24 protein-coding genes and 2 tRNA genes are annotated in these 23935 nt (G+C 45.8%); 9 read left to right on the forward strand and 17 right to left on the reverse strand.

Annotated features, from left to right (window positions below; translation table 11 throughout):
- Positions 1-107 precede the first annotated feature (107 nt).
- On the forward strand, positions 108-794 hold the full coding sequence (locus E4N66_RS09400; RefSeq protein ID WP_253673989.1) for a class II aldolase/adducin family protein: 687 nt from the start codon (positions 108-110) through the stop codon (positions 792-794).
- A 78-nt stretch (positions 795-872) separates the two neighbouring features.
- Here the strand turns inward: E4N66_RS09400 and rpsG are convergent, their stop codons facing one another.
- From rpsG to E4N66_RS09485, 17 genes are all read right to left on the reverse strand, one after another.
- Complete coding sequence (gene rpsG / locus E4N66_RS09405) at positions 873-1343, reverse strand: 30S ribosomal protein S7 (RefSeq protein ID WP_044013319.1); 471 nt, start codon at positions 1341-1343, stop codon at positions 873-875.
- 12 nt (positions 1344-1355) lie between these two features.
- Entirely contained in the window at positions 1356-1730 is a 375-nt protein-coding gene (gene rpsL / locus E4N66_RS09410; protein WP_016518396.1) for a 30S ribosomal protein S12, read from the reverse strand.
- Between the two features lie 88 nt (positions 1731-1818).
- Positions 1819-6153 carry a DNA-directed RNA polymerase subunit beta' gene (gene rpoC / locus E4N66_RS09415; protein WP_253727822.1) on the reverse strand — a complete coding sequence of 1445 codons (4335 nt, stop codon included), beginning with the start codon at positions 6151-6153 and terminating at the stop codon, positions 1819-1821.
- An 18-nt stretch (positions 6154-6171) separates the two neighbouring features.
- Positions 6172-9669, reverse strand: a complete 3498-nt coding sequence (gene rpoB, locus E4N66_RS09420; RefSeq protein ID WP_253727823.1) for a DNA-directed RNA polymerase subunit beta — start codon at positions 9667-9669, stop codon at positions 6172-6174.
- A gap of 316 nt (positions 9670-9985) precedes the next feature.
- Positions 9986-10375: a 50S ribosomal protein L7/L12 gene (gene rplL, locus E4N66_RS09425; RefSeq protein WP_044013326.1), complete on the reverse strand. Its 390-nt coding sequence runs from the start codon at positions 10373-10375 to the stop codon at positions 9986-9988.
- 99 nt (positions 10376-10474) lie between these two features.
- A complete protein-coding gene (gene rplJ / locus E4N66_RS09430) occupies positions 10475-11008 on the reverse strand; it encodes a 50S ribosomal protein L10 (protein WP_253727824.1) in 534 nt (177 codons plus the stop codon).
- A 1-nt stretch (position 11009) separates the two neighbouring features.
- Positions 11010-11690, reverse strand: a complete 681-nt coding sequence (gene rplA / locus E4N66_RS09435; RefSeq protein WP_044013330.1) for a 50S ribosomal protein L1 — start codon at positions 11688-11690, stop codon at positions 11010-11012.
- Positions 11691-12125 carry a 50S ribosomal protein L11 gene (rplK, locus tag E4N66_RS09440; protein WP_200877775.1) on the reverse strand — a complete coding sequence of 145 codons (435 nt, stop codon included), beginning with the start codon at positions 12123-12125 and terminating at the stop codon, positions 11691-11693.
- A 108-nt stretch (positions 12126-12233) separates the two neighbouring features.
- Positions 12234-12788, reverse strand: a complete 555-nt coding sequence (nusG, locus tag E4N66_RS09445) for a transcription termination/antitermination protein NusG (RefSeq protein WP_044013334.1) — start codon at positions 12786-12788, stop codon at positions 12234-12236.
- 9 nt (positions 12789-12797) lie between these two features.
- Positions 12798-12977 (reverse strand): preprotein translocase subunit SecE, encoded by a 180-nt coding sequence (gene secE, locus E4N66_RS09450; RefSeq protein WP_044013336.1) that lies wholly within the window; start codon positions 12975-12977, stop codon positions 12798-12800.
- A 21-nt stretch (positions 12978-12998) separates the two neighbouring features.
- Positions 12999-13071: transfer RNA gene (locus E4N66_RS09455), tRNA-Trp, on the reverse strand.
- Between the two features lie 46 nt (positions 13072-13117).
- Positions 13118-13288, reverse strand: a complete 171-nt coding sequence (rpmG, locus tag E4N66_RS09460; RefSeq protein ID WP_016523242.1) for a 50S ribosomal protein L33 — start codon at positions 13286-13288, stop codon at positions 13118-13120.
- 26 nt (positions 13289-13314) lie between these two features.
- Positions 13315-13387 (reverse strand) — tRNA-Thr (locus E4N66_RS09465).
- A gap of 58 nt (positions 13388-13445) precedes the next feature.
- Complete coding sequence (locus tag E4N66_RS09470; RefSeq protein WP_253727825.1) at positions 13446-14912, reverse strand: hypothetical protein; 1467 nt, start codon at positions 14910-14912, stop codon at positions 13446-13448.
- A gap of 144 nt (positions 14913-15056) precedes the next feature.
- On the reverse strand, positions 15057-15530 hold the full coding sequence (locus tag E4N66_RS09475) for an arginine repressor (protein ID WP_253727826.1): 474 nt from the start codon (positions 15528-15530) through the stop codon (positions 15057-15059).
- Between the two features lie 162 nt (positions 15531-15692).
- Complete coding sequence (queA, locus tag E4N66_RS09480) at positions 15693-16733, reverse strand: tRNA preQ1(34) S-adenosylmethionine ribosyltransferase-isomerase QueA (protein WP_253727827.1); 1041 nt, start codon at positions 16731-16733, stop codon at positions 15693-15695.
- A 272-nt stretch (positions 16734-17005) separates the two neighbouring features.
- A complete protein-coding gene (locus E4N66_RS09485) occupies positions 17006-17866 on the reverse strand; it encodes an RluA family pseudouridine synthase (RefSeq protein ID WP_253727828.1) in 861 nt (286 codons plus the stop codon).
- 165 nt (positions 17867-18031) lie between these two features.
- Here E4N66_RS09485 and E4N66_RS09490 point away from each other — a divergent pair, with 165 nt between their 5' ends.
- The 8 genes from E4N66_RS09490 (at position 18032) to E4N66_RS09525 (ending at position 23935) form a co-directional block, all read left to right on the forward strand.
- The gene (locus E4N66_RS09490; RefSeq protein ID WP_044013347.1) at positions 18032-18448 is read left to right on the forward strand and encodes a hypothetical protein; all 417 of its coding nucleotides are present in this window, start codon (positions 18032-18034) and stop codon (positions 18446-18448) included.
- Between the two features lie 150 nt (positions 18449-18598).
- Positions 18599-19591: a DHH family phosphoesterase gene (locus tag E4N66_RS09495; protein ID WP_253727829.1), complete on the forward strand. Its 993-nt coding sequence runs from the start codon at positions 18599-18601 to the stop codon at positions 19589-19591.
- 97 nt (positions 19592-19688) lie between these two features.
- Positions 19689-19880, forward strand: a complete 192-nt coding sequence (gene rpmB, locus E4N66_RS09500) for a 50S ribosomal protein L28 (protein ID WP_006189625.1) — start codon at positions 19689-19691, stop codon at positions 19878-19880.
- Between the two features lie 99 nt (positions 19881-19979).
- Positions 19980-20636 (forward strand): DUF1007 family protein, encoded by a 657-nt coding sequence (locus E4N66_RS09505; RefSeq protein ID WP_253673982.1) that lies wholly within the window; start codon positions 19980-19982, stop codon positions 20634-20636.
- Positions 20637-20649: 13 nt separating this feature from the next.
- Positions 20650-21618, forward strand: coding sequence for a HoxN/HupN/NixA family nickel/cobalt transporter (locus tag E4N66_RS09510; protein WP_253727830.1), 969 nt, complete (start codon positions 20650-20652; stop codon positions 21616-21618).
- A 4-nt stretch (positions 21619-21622) separates the two neighbouring features.
- A complete protein-coding gene (locus E4N66_RS09515; protein WP_253727831.1) occupies positions 21623-22594 on the forward strand; it encodes a helix-turn-helix domain-containing protein in 972 nt (323 codons plus the stop codon).
- Positions 22595-22685: 91 nt separating this feature from the next.
- Positions 22686-23273, forward strand: coding sequence for an MptD family putative ECF transporter S component (locus tag E4N66_RS09520; RefSeq protein ID WP_016518357.1), 588 nt, complete (start codon positions 22686-22688; stop codon positions 23271-23273).
- Between the two features lie 2 nt (positions 23274-23275).
- Positions 23276-23935: an energy-coupling factor transporter transmembrane component T family protein gene (locus E4N66_RS09525; RefSeq protein ID WP_253727832.1), complete on the forward strand. Its 660-nt coding sequence runs from the start codon at positions 23276-23278 to the stop codon at positions 23933-23935.

The raw sequence follows: 23935 nt of genomic DNA on the forward strand, positions 1-23935 counted from the left end.
GATTGTGAACATACCATCCGCACGAATAATACAAATATGCATAGGTTTTGTCAAAATAATAAGCGGGCGAAATTGACAGAACGAGATTCCGCAGTATACTAAACGCTATGAATATTTCAGAGATTAAAGATCAGATGTGCGACATTTGCCACAAAATGTGGCAGCTTGGCTGGGTAGCATCAAATGACGGAAATGTATCGGCTAAGCTGGAAGACGGAAATTTTTTGGTAACGCCGACAGGCATCAGCAAAAGCCTTATCACGCCTGAAAAATTGCTGATCATTACCAAGGATTGCGAAATTATTGAAGGTGCCCACGGTTATAAACCTTCGTCGGAGATTAAAATGCATTTACGCTGCTATCAAGACCGCGATGATGTCGGCGCTGTCGTACATGCGCACCCGCCCGCCGCAACAGCCTTTGCAGTTGCACATTTGCCGATGGATCGCTATACCACGATTGAATCCGTTATTACCATCGGTTCGGTACCGCTTACCCCCTATGGAACACCGTCCACCGACGAAGTTCCCGAAGCGATTGCTCCGTATTTACCTGAACATGATGTATTTCTTCTTGAAAACCACGGAGCACTCACCCTCGGCCGCGATCTGCTAATGGCATATTACCGCATGGAAACTTTGGAACTTTCCGCAAAGATCAGCATCTATGCTCATATCCTCGGCGGAGAAAAAGAAATCTCCCGCGATAATATCGATCGCCTGTGCCGTATGCGCGCCGACTATAACGTATGGGGTAAGCACCCCGGATACAAGCATTACCGGAAAGATGAATAAAAAAAGCCTTGAAACAGTATGCTTCAAGGCTTTTCGTATTACGCTGCATTACCGATAACGATCGGTAACTGCAAACAACTACCAGCGATAGTGAGCAAACGCTTTGTTTGCTTCCGCCATACGGTGGGTATCTTCCTTCTTTTTGAAAGCAGTACCGGTATTGTTGTATGCGTCGATAACCTCGGCAGCCAAACGTTCGGACATTGCATGACCGTTCCGGCTGCGGGCAGCGCCGATAATCCAGCGCATTCCGAGCGCCTCGCGGCGGGATTCGCGGATTTCGATCGGTACCTGATAGGTGGCACCTCCAACGCGGCGTGATTTTACCTCAACGAGCGGCTTAACATTCTCAAGCGCTTTGGTAAATACGGTAAGCGGATCTTCCCCGGTCTTCGACTTAATTACATCAAAGCTGTCGTAAAGAATAGCTGTAGTAACGGATTTTTTTCCGTCGAGCATCATACGAGCAATAAACTTTGAAAGCACAACGCTGTTGTAGCGTGCATCCGGCGCGATCGGTCTATTGATAGTCTTCTTTTTCCGTCCCATAATAAACCTCCCTTACGCCTTAGGCTTCTTAGCGCCGTACTTTGAACGGCCGCGTTTACGATCGGCAACGCCGAGCGTATCCTTTGTTCCACGGATGATGTGATACCGCACACCCGGTAAATCCTTAACACGGCCGCCGCGGATTAAAACGACAGAGTGTTCCTGTAAGTTATGTCCAATACCCGGAATGTAGGCAGTTACTTCGATACCGTTGCTCAAGCGCACACGGGCAACCTTCCGCAATGCGGAATTCGGTTTTTTCGGCGTAACCGTCATTACACGGGTGCATACACCGCGCTTCTGCGGGCATGACTGCAATGCAGGACTCTTGGTTCGCGAGACGACCGCTTTTCGGCCCTGCTTTATCAATTGATTAATTGTAGGCATTTGCCCTAACTCCTTATATCTCTCCGCCAGCACCACGGATTAAGTTATAACAACAGATAAACTATTTTAATGCAGTATCTACAGTCTGTCAATCCTCGATATCAGCGGCAGATTCATCAAGCGGCGCTTCATCGTAAGAAGTTTCGACGGATTCCGTATCTCCATAGCCGAGATCGTCATCATCGGCGTCAAAATCTTCGTCCATCTCCGCTTGAGCTTCGGCAGCCTCCGCTTCTTCCAACTCTCGTCTGCGCCGTTCGAGAATTTCGTTTACCTGCTCGTCCAAGTCACTCATATTCTTATCGAAGAGCTTAACCGACCGATACTGCGGCATACCGGTACCGGCTGGAATCAAGTGGCCGATAATAACGTTTTCCTTTAAGCCGCGCAGCTCATCGGTTTTACCGGCAATAGCAGCATTTGTTAAGACCTTCGTTGTCTCTTGGAACGAAGCCGCCGAAATGAATGAATCGATATTCAATGCCGCCTTGGTAATACCTTGGAACATCGGACGTGCAATAGCAGGCTGACCGCCCTCCGCAGTAACACGCTTATTCTCTGCATGGAATTGGTACTTATCAACCTGTTGACCATAGATAAAGCGAGTATCGCCGACAGACATAACCTCAATTTTCCGAAGCATCTGGCGGACAATAACGCCGATATGCTTATCATTGATAGAAACGCCTTGCATCCGATAGACATCGCGGATTTCGTTCATCAAATAATTCTGGAGTGCATTTTCACCCAAAATTGCAAGAATATCATGCGGATCAAGGTTACCGTCGCACAACCGCTCGCCCGCTTCAACGGTATCGCCGTCTCGAACGAGCAATCGCTTGGACATCGGAACCAAGTGCTTATAATCTTTGCCGTAATGATCCTTCACAATAACAATTCGTTTACCCTTCAATAAGCCTTTAAACGAAACCGTTCCGGCGACCTGAGCAAGCACAGCCGGAGACTTCGGACGGCGAGCTTCAAAGAGCTCCGAAACACGAGGCAAACCACCGGTAATATCCTGCGTTCTTGCAGCAGCCTTCGCAAGTTTTGCGATAACCGTACCGGCCTTAATCTGAGTATCTTCTTCGACCATCAGCTGAGCGCCGTCCGGCAGGTAATAGAAGCCGAGTGCATTACCGGATTCATCGGAGATAAATACACGGGGCTGTAAGGTCATATCCGATTTCAATTCGGAAATATGGCGCTCCACGACGCCGGTTTCATCGTTGACATCCTCTTCGAGGGTCGAACCGGGGATAATATCCTCAAACCGGACAAACCCGTCTTGCTCCGCAAGAATCGGTTCATTATACGGATCGAAGGTAGCAATAACCGAAGTAGCCGGTACGTAATCGCCTTTTTTGACAACAACGGTCGAACCGTTCCTGATTTCGGTTTTTTGTTCTGGAGCTGTCAAATACAGCGTCGAACCGTTCAAATAAGCAAAAGCATTCAATGGGCTTTTTACCACTGTACCGTCCGCAGCGGTATACAATACATCGTCGCGCAGAATACGGACACCCGTTTGCACTGCAACGGAATCTCCTGCGATAAGATTGTACTCTTTAAGCACTTTCTCAAACAGAAGCGTACCGCGGCGGGTAAACAGCAGATTACCGTCATCAAGCGGAATGGATGTACCCAAAATATCTTTAATGATGACGGGATATTTAAAGGTGATATGATTCTCTTCGGTCGTGCTGCTTGCCGTACCTCCGACGTGGAAGGTACGCATCGTCAACTGAGTACCCGGCTGACCGATAGACTGTGCCGCAATAATACCGACCGCTTCGCCGATTTCGACAATCTTATTGCGGGCAAGGTTGCGGCCGTAGCACTTCACGCAGACGCCGTGTTTGGACTCGCAGGTCAATACCGTGCGGAGCTTAACAGTCTGTACACCCGCTTCCTCGATCTTCGCAGCAATATCATCGGTAATGTATTCGTTTACGTCGATTAAAAGCTCATGCGAAATCGGATGCTCTACCCGCTCAAGCGTATACTTACCGACAATCCGTTCGCTCAAAGATTCGATAACCTCATCCCCGGACTTTACCGCCGAGTATTCAATACCGTTGATAGTGCCGCAGTCTTCCTCATTGACAACAACATCCTGTGCAATATCGACAAGACGGCGCGTCAGATAACCGGCATCTGCGGTCTTCAACGCGGTATCGGCAAGACCCTTACGGGCTCCGTTCGTAGAAATAAAGAATTCGATAACGTTCAAGCCTTCTTTGAAGTTTGAACGGATGGGTAACTCGATAATATCACCGCTCGGTTTAGCCATCAAACCGCGCATACCGGCGAGCTGACGAATCTGGTTACGGCTTCCGCGCGCACCGGAGGTCGCCATCATATAAATCGTATTAAAGCCGTCTTGATCCTTCGCGAGGGTATCCATCATTATCGAGGTCAACTCTTCGTTTGTCTTTGACCACACCTCGACGACCCTGTTATACCGCTCTTCCTGCGTGATATGGCCGCCGCGGTACTGACTGTATATAGAAAGAACTTCGTTATTTGCCTTTTCGAGCATGGTCGATTTTTCCTGCGGGATAATGATATCATCCATACTCAATGTTGCGCCGAAGAAAGTCGCATAGTAATAGCCGACGGATTTAAGCTTATCCAGCATCTGAACGGTAACCCAAGTGCCCTTCGTGCGGTACACGGTTTCGATCAACTTGCGGATTTGCTTATCATCCAAAGCGGTATTGACAAACGGAACACCTTCGGGCATTTCTTCGTTGAAAGCAAGGCGTCCGGGGGTTGTTTCCACTTCTTCACCGCGGTAGTTTATCTTGATAAGTTCCTGCCAACCGATAGAGCCGGCCTCTGCAGCCATCATCACCTCAGAAACCGAAGAATACCGGCGGATGTGCTGTCCTTCCTTTAAAGTCCGCTGCTTGGTTAAATAGTACAGACCGAGAACCATATCCTGTGACGGATACACGATTGTCTTTCCGTTTGCAGGGTCGAGTAAGTTTCTGCTCGAAAGCATCAATGTCCAACATTCCATCTGCGCCGCTTGCGTAAGCGGTACGTGGATAGCCATCTGGTCACCGTCAAAGTCCGCATTGAAGGGTTTACAAACAAGCGGGTGCAGTTTGATAGCCTTACCTTCGACAAGAACCGGCTCAAACGCTTGAATACCGAGACGGTGCAGCGTCGGGGCACGGTTCAGCATAACGGGATGTTCGCTGATAACCTCGTCAAGAACGGCAAAAACGGCTGGAGCTTCCTGCTCAACCATGATTTTCGCTTTCTTGATATTGGAAACAATTTCTTTTTGAACGAGCTTTTTCATAATGAACGGCTTAAAAAGCTCCAATGCCATCTTAGTCGGCAGGCCGCACTGCCACAGCTTTAATTCAGGGCCGACAACGATAACCGAACGTCCCGAATAGTCAACACGCTTACCAAGCAGGTTCTGACGGAAACGTCCCTGCTTACCTTTAAGCATATCGGAGATGGACTTGAGCGGACGGTTTGAAGAGCCCTTAATAACACGTTTCCGCTTCGAGTTGTCGAACAAGGCATCCACCGCTTCTTGCAGCATCCGCTTTTCGTTGCGGATAATGATATCGGGCGCTTTAAGGCTCATTAAACGGGTTAACCGGCTATTTCGGTGAATAACGCGGCGATACAAATCGTTTAAATCCGAGGTCGCAAAGCGTCCGCCGTCCAGCTGCACCATCGGGCGTAAATCGGGAGGAATAACCGGAATAACATCAAGTATCATCCATTCGGGCTTATTGTTTGACGTTCTAAAATGTTCGACAATCTCAATGCGCTTTAAGAGCCGCTTATCGCTTTTTGCGCCCTTTTCGATCATCTTCATTCTAAGCTGAGCGGCAAGCTCATCCAGATTTAGGTTGCTCAATAAGGTTTTAACGGCTTCTGCGCCCATATTTGCGGTAAAGGCGCCGCCGTACCGTTCCTGAGCATCACGGTACTCATCTTCGCTTAACAGCTGATTTTTCTTTAAATCAGTTCCACCCGGCTCAATAACAATGTACTTTTCATAGTACAACACCGAACGGAGCGCCGCAACCGGCAAGTCCAACAAAAGCCCCATCCGGCTCGGTACGGATCGATAGTACCAGATATGAGAAACGGGCGCTGCCAATTCGATATGCCCCATACGCTCGCGGCGTACTTTAAAGTGAGTAACCTCGACACCGCAACGGTCACAGATAACACCCTTGTAACGGATCGATTTAAACTTACCGCAATAGCATTCCCATTCTTTTGTAGTACCGAAAATACGCTCGCAGAAAAGCCCCTCCCGCTCAGGACGCAGGGTACGATAGTTAATCGTTTCGGGTTTTTTTACTTCGCCATACGACCACGCGCGGATCGCTTCAGGCGAAGCTAATTTAATCATAATATTGTCGAAATCTTGTATATCTCTCATAGCCCATCCTCATCTCAATTAAAACTTGGAGCTGTTTTCGGTGATCAATTCTTCATCACGCTCGGTCAGCGGGATTTGCTTTCCTTTTTCATCATAAATTGTGAAGTCTAAAGCCAAACCGCGCAATTCTTGTACCAATACGTTAAACGATTCAGGGATTCCGGCAGCGGTAGCGGCCTGTCCCTTCACGATAGACTCATATATCTTTGAGCGTCCGTGCATATCATCCGACTTAATGGTTAAAAGCTCCTGAAGCGTATTGGCCGCGCCGTAGGCTTCAAGCGCCCACACTTCCATTTCTCCCAAGCGCTGACCGCCGAACTGAGCCTTACCGCCGAGCGGCTGCTGAGTTACCAACGAATACGGACCGGTTGAACGGGCGTGCATCTTATCGTCAACAAGGTGAGCAAGTTTCATAAAGTAGATGACCCCGACAAATACGTCGTTTTGGAAGGGCATTCCGGTTCGTCCGTCGCGCAGCTTTACCTTTGAGTTGGCAGGAATTCCTGCTTCAACCAGTTTCTTTTCAATCTGTTCATTGGTCGGCGACTGGAATACGGGCGCTTCGTACCATTCGTCAAGACGTAAGCCTGCGAGTCCGAGTTCCGACTCCAAAATCTGACCGATATTCATACGAGAAGGAACACCGAGCGGATTCAAACAAATATCGAGCGGGGTACCGTCTTCCATATACGGCATATCCTCTTCCGGTAAAATACGGGCAACAATACCCTTGTTTCCGTGGCGGCCTGCCATCTTATCACCTTCGCGCAACTTACGTTTTGTCGCGATAAGCACCTTGATAAACTCGTCAACACCGGGATTAAGATCATCACCCTGAGAGCGCTTCAACCGCTGAACGTCGATAACCGTACCTTCAACACCGTGCGGTACGCGCAGAGAGGAGTCGCGGACATCCTTCGCTTTCTCACCGAATATCGAATTGAGCAGCTTAAATTCAGGTGTCGTTTCCGACTCGTTTTTAGGCGTGATCTTCCCGATTAAGATATCGCCGGAACGAACTTGCGCACCGATGCGAATAATACCTTCCGCATCAAGATTATCGAGGCTTTTTTCCGACTTATTGGGAATATCGCTGGTAATCCGCTCCGCGCCGAGCTTGGTTTCGCGGACTTCCGTTGTAAACTCTTTAATATGTACCGACGTGAACATATCTTCTTTCAGCACACGGCGGGAAATCAAAATAGCGTCTTCGTAATTATACCCGTTCCACGGCACAAAACCGACCAGAATATTGCGGCCAAGCGCAAGCTCTCCCTGATAGGTTGCAGGGCCGTCGGCAATGACATCGCCCACCTCTACGTGCTGCCCGACTGCAACAATCGGCCGCTGATGATAACAGGTATCCTGATTGGTGCGCTGATATTTCAGCAGCGTATAGTCGCGAACTTTTGCTTCCGTTCCTTCCGGCGCATCCGATTCGATAGAAATCTTTTCGGAGGAAACAAATGTAACCGTACCGCTCCGCTTTGCTTTGATTAACACGCCCGAATCATACGCACACTTGCCTTCCATGCCGGTACCGACACGGGGCGGTTCGGGGAATACGAGCGGCACACCCTGCCGCTGCATGTTTGAACCCATGAGCGCACGGTTTGCGTCGTCGTGCTCAAGGAAGGGAATGAGTGACGCGGACACGGAAATAATCTGTTTGGGCGACACGTCCATGTACTGCACTTCTTTTGAACTGCGCGTCGTATAGTCGCCCTGATGCCGGCATGCAATCTGTTCAGCGGTAATCGTACCGTCGCTCTGCACTGCGGTAGATACCTGTGCAATGTAATATTTATCCTCGTCCATCGCCGAAAGGTATTCAACCTCGCGGGTTGCAACACCATTCACGACCTTGACATACGGCGCTTCCAAAAAGCCGTAGTCGTTGACATGCGCATAGCTTGCCATCGACACGATAAGACCGATATTCGGCCCTTCCGGCGTTTCAATCGGGCACATCCGTCCGTAATGGGTATAGTGAACGTCGCGGACTTCAAAACCTGCGCGGTCACGGGAAAGACCGCCGGGGCCTAATGCGTTTAGACGGCGTTTATGGGTAAGCTCCGCGAGCGGATTGACCTGATCCATAAACTGTGAAAGCTGACTTGCGCCAAAAAACTCTTTAATGGTGGCAACAATAGGCTTTATAGAAATAAGCTCTTGCGGCTTAATCGTTTCAATTTCTTTTGATCCCATCCGCTCGCGCGCGATCCGCTCCATACGGAGGAATGCAGTTTTAAGCGTATTGGTCATCAGCTCGCCGACGGAACGAACGCGTCTATTTCCGAGATGGTCGATATCGTCTATCGAAGCATCCCCGATATAAACCTGAATAAGGTACTTCATTGTGTTTACGATATCGTCGAGAATAAGGGTACATTCTTCAACGGGATGCTCGTAGTCAAATTTTTTATTCAGCTTATACCGCCCCACACGGCCGAGATCATACCGGCGGGGTGAGAAAAACATCGAGGTTAAATCTTTTTCGGCAGCCTCTACCGTCATCGGATCGCCGGGCTTTAAGGCTGCATACACAACCGATAAGGCTTCCTCTTTTGTAGGCTCCTGCCCCTTTGCAGCATCGGCAAAGCGGATTTCCTCGCGTTCAAAACAGTTGATAATAACGGGGGAATCAAGGCTGCCCTCTTTTTTAAAATCGATAACGGTAACTTCGGTAATATGGTTTTGCCGCAGTTCATCGACAACGTGCGGATGAATCTTTTCACCGGCTTGATAGAGTGTCCGCTCTCCGGCTTCATCGACTACGGTTATCCGCTTGGCAAGCACACGACCTACGAGTTTATCGTATTCCGCAGTTTCTTCGGCCACCGGTAACACTTCGGTTTTATAAAAAAAGTCAATAATTTGTTCGCGGGTTTCATATCCCAGTGCCCGCAAGAACAGCGTTCCTAAAATACGCTTTTTCTTATCAAGCTTTGCATAAATCAGATCTTTCTTCTGGTCGATTTCAAATTCAAGCCAGCTGCCGCGATAGGGAATAATACGGCTTGAATAGACACCCTTATCGTGAGAAAAAATAACACCCGGAGAGCGGTGTATTTGAGATACGACGACACGCTCGGCTCCATTGATGATAAAGGTACCTCGTTCGGTCATCAACGGAATATCACCCATATAAATACTTTTGCGACGAATTTCACCGGTTTGGTTAAACACCAAGTCTATCTGAGCCTTCAACGGGATAGCATAAGTCAATCCTTTCTGCTTGCATTCGTATTCGCTGAATTTAATGTCATTTTCATCCAGCGTATATGATTGGTACTCCAGCGTCATATCGCCGTTCGGGCTTTCAATCGGAAAGGTTGTCCGAAACACATCCTCCAAACCGACTTCCTCCGAAGTATTCCCGCTTTGGTGTGTTCCGCGGCGTAAAAATTTTTCATACGAAGCGAGCTGAATATCAATTAAATTAGGCAGCTCCATAAAATTTTGAATATTTTTTCCAATATACTGGCGATTAACCGTTTTCCGCACAGGCATCCCGTCATCCCCCTTCTCTTACCCGAACAGTTCCGTGCCCCTATAAAAACTTAGGAAGAACACGCCACACTGCACAGCACATAGTATACACTTGGAAATCTCTAAAAACTGAAGTATTTAGAGATTTCCGCTTGTTTTATAATCGACTTATTTTTTAAATAGCTTTTATTTTTACTACTTTTACTACCGTGTTTTTCACCTGGTAAAACTACAAAAGCCTCCCCTATTCATGAGGAAGCTTAACATGATGTTTGAGAAAAATCATAGAATCAAACAATAGCCGGCTGTACTGTACAACCGGCTCATATCAAAAGAATTAAGCAATCGTAATCTCTGCACCGGCAGCTGTCATTGCCTCTTTAATCTTCTGAGCTTCTTCCTTAGAAACATTCTCCTTCAATACTTTCGGAGCGCCCTCTACAAGCTCTTTTGCTTCTTTAAGACCAAGTCCTGCAACAACGTTTCTAACCTCTTTGATTACGCCGATTTTCTTGCTGGGATCAGTCAGGCCTTTGAGCGTTACGGTAAATTCAGTCTGCTCTTCAGCAGCCGCAGCACCGCCCGCAGCACCGCCGGCAACAACTGCAACAGGAGCAGCTGCTGTTACACCGAATACTTCTTCCATAGATTTAATCAATTCGGAAAGCTCAAGAATTGTCTTCTCTTTGATTGCCTCAATAATTTGCTCGTTTGTTAATGCCGCCATATTATCTTCTCCTATAAAATTAAAATTTTACAGCTTATACAAGCTGCAGTAACGGTAGACAGGAAGACAGCGCATGAAGCCTGACTACCGCATTCGGAATTATGCTTCAGCCGATGCAGGTGCAGAGTCTGAAGCGCCCCCTTCTTTATCAACAATAGCTTGAAGAGTACGCACAAACTTCGCAGTCGTTGCATTGACTGTGGACATAAACATTGCAATAAGCTCTTTCTTGCCGGGCAATTTAGAGAATGCTTCCATTTTTGCAGCATCGTAGAATTCCCCGTCAACCACTGCACCTTTTACAACCAGTGCAGGAGTTTCTTTTGCAAATTCAAACAACGTTTTTGCAGCTGCGTTTGCATCTTCGCTCATCATCGCAACTGCGGTAGGCCCGACTAAATAGTCTTTAACATCCAAATTCACGGAGTCGAAAGCGATACGTGCAAAGTTATTACGCACAACTTTGTAGGTACAATTATTTTCACGAAGTTTTGCGCGCAGCTGTGTAATCTGCTCGACAGACAACCCGCGATATTCTGTAAAAATAAATGACGAAGCAGCTTTTAACTCATTCGTAATATTTTCGATAGCAGCCGTCTTTGCAGGCTGCGGTTTATGTGCTCGCAGTGCCATCTTATTCTCCTACCTTATAATCTACCCAGACACCCGGTCCCATCGTAGAACTGACGGAAACCGATTGAATAAAATCAGCCTTCGCATCAGCGGGCTTCTTTCGCCCGATTTCGGTCAAAAGAACCGTAATATTTTCGGCGATCTTGTCCGTATCCATCGAAACTTTACCGATTGCAAGATGAACGACACCGGTTTTATCGGCACGAAATTCAACCCGACCTTTTTTCAGCTCATTGATAGCCGCTCCGATATCGGCAGTAACCGTTCCCGTCTTGGGGTTAGGCATCAAGCCTTTCCGACCAAGCACCATACCAAGCCGCCCGACATCCTTCATCATATCGGGAGTAGCGACAGCGATATCAAAATCAAGCCAGCCACCCTTAACTTTTTCGATATAGTCGGCAGCACCGGCATACGCCGCACCGGCATCCAAAGCTTCTTTTACGCGGTCTTCTTTACAGAACACCAATACGCGCTTTTCACCTCTAAACTGATGCGGCAAAACAACGGTATCACGAACGCTCTGGTTTTTACCCAGCTTCAAGCTGACATGAAGCTCAACTGTTTCATCGAATTTCGCAAACTTCAGCTCTTTTACTAACTCTACAGCCTTGGGAACAGTGAAAAGAGCAGCACTATCGTATTTTTTTAACGCATTGCGGTAATTTTTTCCGTGTTTCATTTAGCGCTCTACCTCCACACCCATACTCCGTGCAGTACCTGCAATAATCTTCTTTGCAGCTTCCAAATCAGTTGCAGTAATATCGGGCATCTTCATTTTTGCAATTTCTTCCAGTTTTGCTTTTGATAAAGTCGCAACCTTCTGGGTTACGGAATTCGCAGAACCTTTTTGGATATTGCAAGCCTTTCTGATTAAAACAGCAGCCGGCGGAGTCTTCAAGATAAAAGTAAAGCTTTTATCTGAATAGACTGTAATAACAACCGGAACAACCAAACCCGGCTCCATCGATTTTGTGCGGTCGTTAAATTGCTGCACAAACTGAGGCGCACTTACACCATGCGGACCAAGTGCAGGACCGACAGGCGGAGCTGGCGTTGCCTTTCCAGCAGGACACTGCAATTTAATAACCGCAGTAACCTTTTTCTTTGCCATAATTATCTCCTTCTGGTACTAACGGGAAACCATTCCCTCCCATAAAAATGAAAAACCAAAAAACAAGACGATCGGCATCGCTCGGAGCCGACATTTAAAAAAAAGCGATCTTTAAATCAACTCAACTTGAAGCATATCAACTTCAACAGGGGTTGTTCTACCGAATATAGCAACCATCACCCGCAGCTTATTGCGGTCTGCCATAACTTCTTCGACAGTGCCGGCGAAGGTATCAAAAGGACCCTCTATGATCTTAACCTGCTGACCGGGTGTAAACATCTGAGCAGCCCGCGCCTTTTCACCTTTAATCTCCCCTGATTTCTGTAAAACACTTTTTGCCTCATCAGCTGAAATAGCCTGAGGACGAGCATCTCCGACAACACCCAAAAACCCGGTAACACCGTGTATTCTTCTAATCGGAGTACACACCCCCTTCCAGTTTACAGCAGGCAGATCCATTTCAATAAGAATATAACCGGGCAGAAACTTTCGACGAACAACTCGTTTCTTACCATCCTTCACCTCGGTCAATTCTTCTTCAGGGATTTTAATTTCAGAGATAACTCCAGCAGGAATTTCACCGTTTTCTATCAACAGACGTATTGCGCGCTCTATCCTCTTTTCATAGCCTGAAAAGATATGCAGAATATACCATTCCTTTGCCATAACCGTTCCTTAAAAGAACCAGCCGAGGCAAGCGACAAAGAAAGTATCAACAATACCGAGAAAAACAGCAACAAGAATAGTAGATACGATAACAACCTTCACAGCAGAAACAACATCATCACGAGTAGGCCAAACCACCTTACGCAGTTCAGCAACACATTCTTTTCCAAAAGTAATTATTTTTGACATATCTACCCCTTATTTATGAAACAGGCCAGGAAGGACTCGAACCCTCAACATTCGGTTTTGGAGACCGACGCTCTACCATTAGAGCTACTGACCTCTATTCAAAAGTCGCAGGCCATTGCAATCAGTCGGACTTCAAATACTTATTTAACTTTTGTTTCTTTATGTACGGTATGCTTACGATCAAACGGACAATATTTACTTAACTCAAGCTTGCCTTGAATATTCTTCCGATTCTTTGCGGTAGTGTAGTTCTTCCGCTTACATTCAGTACATTGTAATGCGATAAGCTCAACAGATGTTTTCTTAGCCATCACAAACCTCCTAATAAAAACAAAAAAGCTTCCGAGCGGAATCGAACCGCTGACCCCAACCTTACCATGGTTGTGCTCTGCCGACTGAGCTACAGAAGCATAAAGACGCTTGAGAATACCAGAAGAATAAGAAAGTGTCAAGGACTCAATGAAAATTTTACGGATTAAAGAGACCTGCTTCCGGAGCCCGTACCCGTATCATCGCCGTATAAGCATCTTTATTTTTTTCGATAAATGCATCAACCGGTACCTTCCCGCCATCTTCATATATGTCAAGATGGAATTCTCCCAAACTGTCAAAATACGGGAAGAATACAGCTATCCGGTCATACATTCGCAGCTCCGTAGCCGAAGACACCGTGCTAATACATGCAAGATAAAAATGATCGGGTTCGACGATGGTCAAATAATATAAAAGCGGTAAAAGATACGACGTTTGATACCCTGCATATCGTTGATACCCCAAAAAAGCAGGTTGTTTTACCGATCTGTTTTTTGCACTTGCCCCCATCGGAATCGCCGCACCGGTAAGCGCAAAAGGACAGCTGTTTACATCCAAACCGGAAGAGTCGGGATAAACGGTACGCTTCAAATTTAAGCTTAACGCGGCGGCACCGAGATTTCGTATCCAATCCAATCCGAAAAAGACATTTTGGGTATCCAGATACGGTCTTGTAAAATGAGTTTTAGGCGCATCGGTCTCACGCTTCAAAGCTTCAACAACCGCCCCCTGCCCTGCAACAGGACGAATAATCCCATCAATAATCCACTTTGCAAAACCGGCCGAATCAACCCCTCCGATTACTTCAGAGCGGATCTGGTCGATATTCATTGCAGCCGTTATTTCCGATTCGGTTTGAGGCTGCGAGTTACTAATATGTACGGGCTTTCCGTCATGATCAAAGCAGCTGTCTTTCAGCCACACCAACCGATACCGAAGGTTTTCAACTATGCGCGACATCGTTTTAACGGAGCTGTTATCACGCGGCGGATTAAATAAATCCCATGGAATGATTGACTGACTCAATGCCTTCAACCGTAAAAGCGAAATATGATAGAGTGTTTCAAAAGGGACGCCTATAGCGATATCTTTACGCACATAAGCATTAAAAAGACATATATCGATAAACGACTTACCGCTGTAAGCTTTTTGACTTGCAGGACGAAGAGACACCGACAGAGCGGGATTTTCGCGCGGATATATCTTGATCAACAAAGGGGCACCGGTATCAACCCTTCGGTACAGCATCCATGTCCCTTGCGGTACGAGATTATGCTCCGGCAAACTGTAATCGGTAAGATTGGGAACAATAGAAATAATGTAGACATCCTTACCGTCTTCAGCATACTTTCCCGATACCGTAAACGTATTTCCTTTTGAATCCGTATGCAATTCAGGAGCCTTTTTGACGACTTTTTCAATCGGCGCAGAAAACCATGAGGTTGTAATCGCTTCACGAATTTCAGCAGAATCCGGTATTTGATCCAAAGGATAAAGATGCACGGTTTTCGGATTTTCACCGGCTACCGTTTCGACCGTAATAACGGATTCTTTACTCTCGCCATCTTTTTTGACCGTCGTTGAATTCGGTACGGAGGCATCGGCTCCGAAAACAGCCGCCATACTTATGCATACGAGAATACTTCCTATAAGACAGGAAGGTATCCTAAAACAAACGCTTTTCATACTTCTATGGTATCGGCATTTCAGCATCATATCTTAAAGCACTATCAAGCCGCCCCTAAAAACCAACTGAATTCTTAGCTCTCAGTCTTCCAATTCGGGGATCCGGTCTTTCAGCTCACGCAGAAACTGCTCGCCGCTTACTCCTTCCCTCAAACAAATAAACACGCAATTATCACGGCCAGCAATGATACCGAGAACAGAGTCGAAGCCCATATTTTCAAGCGCCATCGAAATCAGTTCGGTATGCCCCGAATATGTTTTAATAACCGCCATATTTCCGGAATAATCTATAGAAATATACCCGCGTAAAAAATCTTGAATACCCGCCTGCTCGGTTTCACGAGGATGGTCATCGCTCGGCACTGTATAAACATAATCACCCTTTCCATTGGAAACCTTGCTCACCTTGAGCATCTTTAAATCACGCGACAAGGTCGCCTGAGTAACGGAAAAGCCTTCACGATCCAAATAACCGAGCAGCATTTCTTGAGATTCAATCGGATATGATTTTATTAGTTTTCTGATTGTTTTTAATCTTGTCAGCCGCTGTTTCACTTATGTCACCTATGGAGTAATAGTGCATAAATATTCAAAAAAGTCAATAAAAATAAAAAATATTCAAAAAATATGCATAATCTTGCATAAAATTCCGCACAGAAGACAGGTAACCGCTTAAAATATTGCCAATACGGCTGCCCTAGTCCATTACCACGGTTCTTAAAGAATGAGCATGGCATCGCCGTAAGAGAAAAAGCGATATTTTTTTTCTATTGCATGGCGGTAAGCTGCAAAGATGTTGTCGCGACCGGCAAATGCGGATACCAGCATAACAAGACTCGACTGCGGCGTATGGAAGTTGGTAAGCAGCGCTCCGGTAAGCCCGAACTGAAAGCCGGGATAGATAAATATATTTGTTGCCTGCATTCCGCGGCTCAACTGCTGCGTATCGGATTTCCATGCGGATTCAAGCGTCCGTACCGAAGTGGTGCCTACAGCGAGAATGGTCTTGCCGTTGCGGTGTGCCGCTTCCACTGTTGCAGCCGTTTCATTGGAAATAAAGAACTTTTCGGAATGCATCGTGTGTTCTTCGACTACTTCCGTCCGCACCGGCAAAAACGTACCGAGGCCGACGTGCAGTGTTACAGCGGTACGCGCTATATGCCGCTTATCCAGTTCCTGTAAAATCGGCTCCGTAAAGTGGAGTCCGGCGGTAGGCGCCGCAACCGAACCGGTGTTCTGTGCGTATACTGTCTGGTACCGCGCGGCATCTTCATTTGTGTCGCCGCGCTTGATGTACGGAGGCAGCGGGATATGACCGTTGGCTTCCAGCCAACGGTCATCAATGCAGCGGTCAAAGCGTACATATTTGCAATCAGGTTCCGCTGCATTGGGGGAAGGAGGAGGAATCAGCACGGCACGGGTGCCGTCGTTAAAGGTGTACTCCTTCCCTTCCCGCTGCCGCTTGGCACGCTTTACAATGGTTTTCCACACAAAGCCTTCGTCGAGCGGCTCAATTAACAAAAACTCAGTCTCGCCGGTACCGGTATGGGCATACAAACGGGCATGACGCACTTTTGTATTGTTAAACACCATTAAACAATCAGGCGGTAAAAAATCAGGTAAGTCGGAGAACATCGCATCGGTTAATGCCCCCGTCCGTCTATGTAACACAAGCAGCCGGTCATTTCCGCGTTCGGCTGAAGGATATTGCGCAATCAATTCTTTCGGAAGTTCAAAATCGAAATCTTTTGTAAACATAAGGCCTCAAAACGGCAAACACTATACCCGAAAACCTCTCCCAGTGACAAGGCAATCGCATCAGGTTATTTTTACTGCCCCGCGAAAAAATTGATACTATTCGACCAGAACTGCCAAGGATGGCAGTAGTTTCATACAGCAGCGATGTTTTGTGCGTGCACAAAACTCGCCTTCAACTGTTGTACACGGATGTACAACAGTTGAAGATGGTTCAAATGGTCGCTCAGCCTATTATTCTGCGGAATTTGATCTATCGGTCTGATGTGTTTACCTTATCCATTTTTAACGTATAAAAGCCATTCTTTCGGTTCGGGGATTTCAAATTTCAACGGTTCTCCCGTAAATGGGTGATTAAATTCAAGCGTCCGTGCATGGAGGGCAAGCCGTCCGAAAGGATTGGTCTTTGCTCGATAATTTTCATCTCCGGCAAGGACATACCCTTTCGATGCCAAATGCGCCCGGATTTGATTCTTTCGTCCCGTTTCAAGGCTTAATTCAAAAAGCGTATGATGCGTTCCGCGTTCAATTATTTTGTAATGAGTTACAGCACTTACCGTCTTAAAGCGGGCTTTATCATACGGAACAAAACCTCTATTGTGCGCATTGTATGCAATTTCGTCGTTAATGGTGCCTCTGTTTTTCATTACACTAAGATTTCCACGCGCAGCATTCCCTTGCACAGGATTTTCCGCAACGGCACGGTAAATACGCCCCGTTACCAGAGTCTGCCAATGATCCATAATCTTTTTTTGAGCTTTTTCCGTCATTGCAAACATCATCACTCCCGATGTTTCTCTATCAAGCCGGTGAACCGCAAAGGGTCTATGGGCTTGAGAATATGTTCCTTTTTTGCGCATCATCCGCTCAAGAACTTCGAGAGCAGTCTGCGCCCTACTTCCCGGATACGGCACGGAAAGCATCCCATCAGGCTTGTAAATCACCGCAAGATCCTCATCTTCATACAGGACTGTAATTTTTTCCCGTCCGAAATCCCGTTTGTGTTTCTTTTCAAATTTTGTTCCGGCAGTCATAATACGATTATCTTGTTCTTTCTGTCTGCCTTTTCCGCCGGAACGTGAAAAGGTAAAGCAGGTATTACGTCCTATGGATTCATGGGAAGAAGTTTTATTCATGCCGCTATACAATCACAAAAGACACTGCGTGTACAGGGAACCTATAAAAACTCACCCGATTTTTTAGAGAGCCCCTACAGTGAGTACATTCGGAGGTAATGCATATGCTTGCAATTTTTTATATCCATTGTTATAATTTCACTATTATAATTCCGGAGGAATTTTATGAAAAGGATATGCCGTTGTTTCATTTTTTGTGTTTTACTGTTCGGAGCAGTGAGTGTATTTCCGCTTGCAGCCGAATCAAAAGAAGCTGATATATATTATGTCAACACTCAGCTTTTGAAGATATTTTCCCACCCAAAAGGGTACTATGTTATCTATCGGCGAGCGGGATTAGAGACCGGAGAGGCGTTTATCCCGTTCACATGGTTCAGCCCAAAAGAAAACAAGGCGGATATTTCATTTATCAATACCCGTATTAATCCGTACCTGTCTTTCTTTATCCGTGACGGAAAATGTGAATATGTGAGAATTTCTACCCCGAAAGATATAGGATCTCAAATATGGGGTATATTGCCGAATCCTCAACAATATAATGATAAATTTGACGGAGTAGAATCGCTCGCACTTGAGTTCTAATCCGTATCAAAAATAGATGGGGGCCTCTAAAAATCTAACCGAGTTTTTGGAGGTACCCAGGCATAAGGAGCTCTAAAAATGTGATTGATTTTCAGAGCTCCCCATCGGCTTGAGACTATATGCCTATCTTCCATTTAAACTAGGTTATTCATGACTAATATTATTACACCTGCCGTTCCGCAGAAATTAATCGATTTTTTACATTCATACCCGATGTTCCTCATAGCCGGTCATAAAGAACCCGATGGAGATTGCATCGGAAGCAGTATTGCGATGTCCCTTTTCTTACAACGGTTGGGAAAAAAAACGCAGTTACTTTCTGCCGGACCATTTCAACGGCCGGAAATTCGGATGTATGAACCGCTTTTTTCTGCACAGGTACCGGAAGCGCTCATCAAACGCCCTGAGAACACAGGGGTTATCATCGTTGACTGTTCGGGAATAGACCGGACGGGCGACATTGCCGAACAATTAAAAAACTTTCCTTCAATTTGCATTGATCATCACGCTACCAATACGACAAACGAAGCCGGCTCTCTTGTATATGCAGATGCCCCTTCAACAACATTTATCATCCAAACGATTATCGAAGCGATGACGGGCTCCGTAACACGAGAGGAAGCGGAGATGCTGTTTTTCGGACTTTGTACCGACACGGGTTTTTTCCGTCACTTGGATGAACGGAGCGGCGAGGTATTTGCTCATACTGCGCGGCTCGTACAGGCAGGAGCAAACCCGAAATACACCTTTGCAGCGATTAACGGCGGTAAGTCATTCGGGTCGCGGACACTTATCTCGCGCGTATTAGCCCGTATGAAGCCGTATTATGACGGAAGGCTCATCGTTTCGTATGAAACGTATCAAGATAAACAAGAAATCGGCATCGAAAACAGGGATTCCGATATGGCATATCAGCTTATCCAGAGCATCGCAGGGGTAAAAGCGATTTGTATTGTCCGGCAGGATACCGAAACACATTGCAGCGTCGGTTTCCGATCCCTCGATACTGTTGATGTCAGTATTATTGCCTCTTCGTTCGGCGGCGGCGGGCATAAGCAGGCCGCAGGTCTTTATATAGAAGGAATTGCCGAACAACTCATACCGAAGTTTGTTGCAGCGTTTGCCCCTCAGTTTCAAGATTGATATTTATTGCCCCCTTTACATAATATTCCTTTTACGGTATACTATTTACCGTTTTATTTTGAATGCTGATAATAGATAAAGCTAAGGAAGGTGAACTATGGCACGCAGATGCGATATTTGTGGAAAAGGGCCGATGAGCGGTAATACGGTTAGTAAATCGATGAATCACCAACGCCGCGTATGGCGCCCCAACCTTATCGACGTAAAAACGGAAATTGACGGAAGAACGTTAACCCTGAAACTGTGTTCCCGCTGCTTAAAGAGCAACTATGTTGTTAAGAAAGTCTAAGCATCCGTTTTTTATTCTTATTAAAAAGAGTCCTCAGTAAGGACTCTTTTTTTATATCCGCCTTATATTCCAATGAAAAAACTACCTGAGGTATAAAGAATGATACGGTATACACATAAAAAAATAGTATGCATTTCGATTTTGCTGAGTACCTTGCTGTTGTCAACACCGGTTCAACTGATAGCCCATCCGCACCTCTCCATTTCTACTCAAACCGAGTTTATAGTAAATGACGGGAAAATTCAGGGCGCGTATGAAACATGGACGTTTGACCGGTTTTTCAGTGCGGATATTATTCAGGGCTATGATCTGAACCGAGACGGTCTGTTTGATAAAGCTGAAACAAAAGATGTCTATGACAATGCCTTTATCAACACTAAAAACTACTCATATTTTACCTTTATCCGGCAGGGAGATAAGCGCCATAGCCCCGAAAAGGTGAGCGATTTTTCCGTATGGCAAAAAGACGGCATCGCTTCGTATCGATTTTATGTCGATTTGTCAAAATACAGCGGTGATTTTTATTTTGCCGTATACGATTACAGCTTTTTCTGCGATTTCCGGTATGATGAAAAAACACCGGTACTATTCCGCGGAGCTTCCGGTAAGACTGTACCGACATATACCATTGCCGAAAATAAAAAATATCCTGTGTACTACGATCCTTTCGATACTGCCGACATGACGGCTACGTACAATTCGTGGAAGCCGGGATTGCAAACGTACTACCCAAAAGAAATTCATATTACCTACTAAGGAACACTGCACGATGCGATACGGAGTTATCTTGTTTGTATTCTGTATTCTGACCGGCGCTCTTTGGGCAAACCCCTTTACCGGCAAAAAGGATACGCCTGCCCCCATCCGCACGGAGAAACCGGCTGATTTTATTGTGAACCGGCAAGCACAGCTGCATACAAAGCTCGGCGATTCCATCTATGAGTGGACGCAGACACATTCGGTACAAGCATTCTGGACAATTATCAGTCTTGCTTTCTTTTATGGGATTATGCATGCGCTGGGACCGGGGCACCGGAAAACCCTGGTGTTCTCATTTTATCTGACGAGAAAAGCCCCCGTGTGGGAGCCCGCTGTAACCAGCCTCACCTTAGCGGGGCTGCACGGCATAACCAGTCTCCTGTTACTGCTCATCTTTCGTAACGTGAGCGGCGCGTTATCCGCACATACCGATTCCGCGGCAATTTACCTTGAAGGTTTTTCCTTTATTCTGCTGCTGCTGCTTTCCGTAGCTTCCATCTTGCATCTATTATCCGGTGCTTTTCCCAACCGGTTTCCCCGGCTTCGTTTCAGCCGCCGCTCACTCGCATCCGATCAAAGCAGCAACCCGGCATATAACACAGGCAACTACGGTTCCGCACGGTACAAAAACTACCGCTCGCAAAGCCGCACAGCCGGAAATATACAGTGGGGCGCTTTTTTGCTCAGCGGCATATATCCCTGCCCTGCGGCTTTGCTCGTGCTGGTACTGGTTTCTACGTTGGATGCGGCGGGTATCGGTATCATTGCGGTTATCGGTATATCGGCGGGCATGGCAATTCCCATCACCGTTGCAGCATACCTCGCATGGACGGGACGGCAGCGGTTATTTAAACGGATAGGGAAAACACAAAAATATGCAGAAACCGCCGCATTAGTGCTCTCGCTGGCAGCTTACAGTGCGATATTTATCTTTTCGCTTATCGCAGTACTGCCTTTTATCAAAAGTGTGATAGGGTAACTCAATGGACTACCTAAACCAACTCTACGGCAGAGATATAAAAACCGTAAAAAAATTACAGCACGGAACAGTGCATACCGTCAAAACACGGAACGGAATGTGCTACGTTACATCGTATCGTATTTTCCCCGGTGTGAATGTTATGTTTAACGACATCCATACCGATACATTATGTCCACCTTCCGCTGCGGCTCTGCCCAATAACAATATCAAGCAATACGAGCTGAACCATTGCAGAGAAGGCACATTTGAATCGATATTAAAAGACGGAACACAGGTCAGCATGAATGCCGGTGACTTTGCAATTAATCCTTTAGAAAATTGTTCACAGCATTCTCGGTTTCCGATACGGCACTATCACGGTATCAGCATTTATATTATTCCGGCGGAATTAGGAGAAGAAGCCCGCACCTTGCAGCAGTATTTTTGTATCGATTACGGAATCATTTTAGAACACCTGTGTAAAAACGGAACCCTCTTTTTGAAACGGGCAACCCCCGAACTTGATCATATATTTCACGAAATGTATCACGTGCCGGAAGAAATTGCCGTTCCGTATCTAAAAGTAAAAATACAGGAATTGTTTTTGTATTTAAGCATATTAAAAAGCGGCATCGATTTTACCGACCGTGAATACGCGCAAAAAACCAATCGGGAAATTATCAAACGCCTCCATCAGTTTGTCATAAAAAACTCAAATAAAAACTACAGTTATGCGCAGCTTTCCGCCGTCTTTCATATTAAAACGACAACAATGAAAACCTGCTATAAATCGGTTTATGGAACAACCATTCACGAAACGGTCAAAAAAGCGCGGCTTCAAAAAGCAATTGATCTCCTTAAAAACTCCTCCGCAAACATTACGGAAATTGCTTTGGAAATCGGCTACTCAAGTCATGCAAAATTTTCGGAAGCCTTTAAGCAGACATATAACTTGCGTCCGAGCGAATATAAAAAATTAATCAAGCACGAATAAAACCATCCGCCTTATTTGGTACAACTTGTCCGATTCGGAAAGAACAATAATGTAAACCGATGGTAATATCTTCCTACCTGGAGGTATTATTATGTCAAATAGGTTATCCGTAAAGGATTTGGCAACGATCGGTATTTTTTCGGCAATAATGATCGTTGTGTTTATTGCATTCTCGATGATCACCGGCGCGTCCTTATTTTTTAATATGGTGTTGAATGCCGTGTTTGCAGCGTTTATCCTCGCACCGTTTTTTGTGTACATGGCAATGAAGGTCAATAAGCCGGGCGTAGTTCTTATTTATAATACGCTGCATGCTGTTTTAACAACCGTCTTTATGGGGCCGTTTATGTTCCCTTGGTTTTTTGTCGGAGGAATTATCGGCGAACTTTCCATGTGGGGTAAAGACAGCTACCGGAACTGCAAGCGAATTACCATAGCGTGGATTATTACTTCACTTACACGAGCCACACACGGTATGAGCGAAATTTGGTTTTTCTATAATGCTTTTGTAAAGACCGGTGTTTCGAAGGAACAAATAGATATACAAACGCAATACTATACCGATCCTAAATGGGTCGCAATCTCGTTAATCCTTACCGTTATTGCTGCAATGCTCGGTTGCTATATCGGCAATAAAATGCTAAAAAAACATTTTATAAAAACAGGGTTGTTAAATTAGGTATGGATTTCCGTACTAAATTGACGATATTCTTTTGTACGGTATTTTTGGTGTCGGTTATTTCCAAGAATACCGTATTTTTCTGTTTAATCGGTTTATTGGCAGCGTATGGCGTTTTTCAAAAACACTATCGCAGTATATTCCGCTGCGTTTTTGTTTTATTCATTGTCCAAACAATACAGCTTATTTCAAAGGGTAACGGATTAGGAACACTACTACCGGAAATGTTTTTATTTATTATCACTCGAATGATCGCTGTGCTTATATCGGTTATTCCAGTCATTAAAACACCGCCGGGAGAATTGACAGCTGTTATAAACAAATTAAAAATCAATAGAAATATTGCGTTGTCTTTTATTTTTATGATGCGTTTTTTTCCGATTATCGGAAATGAATTTAAAGAGATTATCGAGTCCTTAAAATTGCGCGGATTATTTACCTTAACAAAACCGCTGCAAACCATGGAATATGTCTTTATCCCAATGATGTTTTCCGCTTCTAAAACAGCGGAAGAATTAGCTGCTGCTGCGGAAGTACGGGGGATATCCGCTGCCGGAGTACACACCTCTAAGCGGGCTATCGTATTTACCGCCGTCGATTGGACTATCACACTGATCGCTCTTGTTATATCCGCGGGATTATATTATTGGGAACTGTATTAA

Origin of the sequence: Treponema sp. OMZ 857, from assembly GCF_024181085.1 — a bacterium.
Lineage (GTDB): Bacteria > Spirochaetota > Spirochaetia > Treponematales > Treponemataceae > Treponema.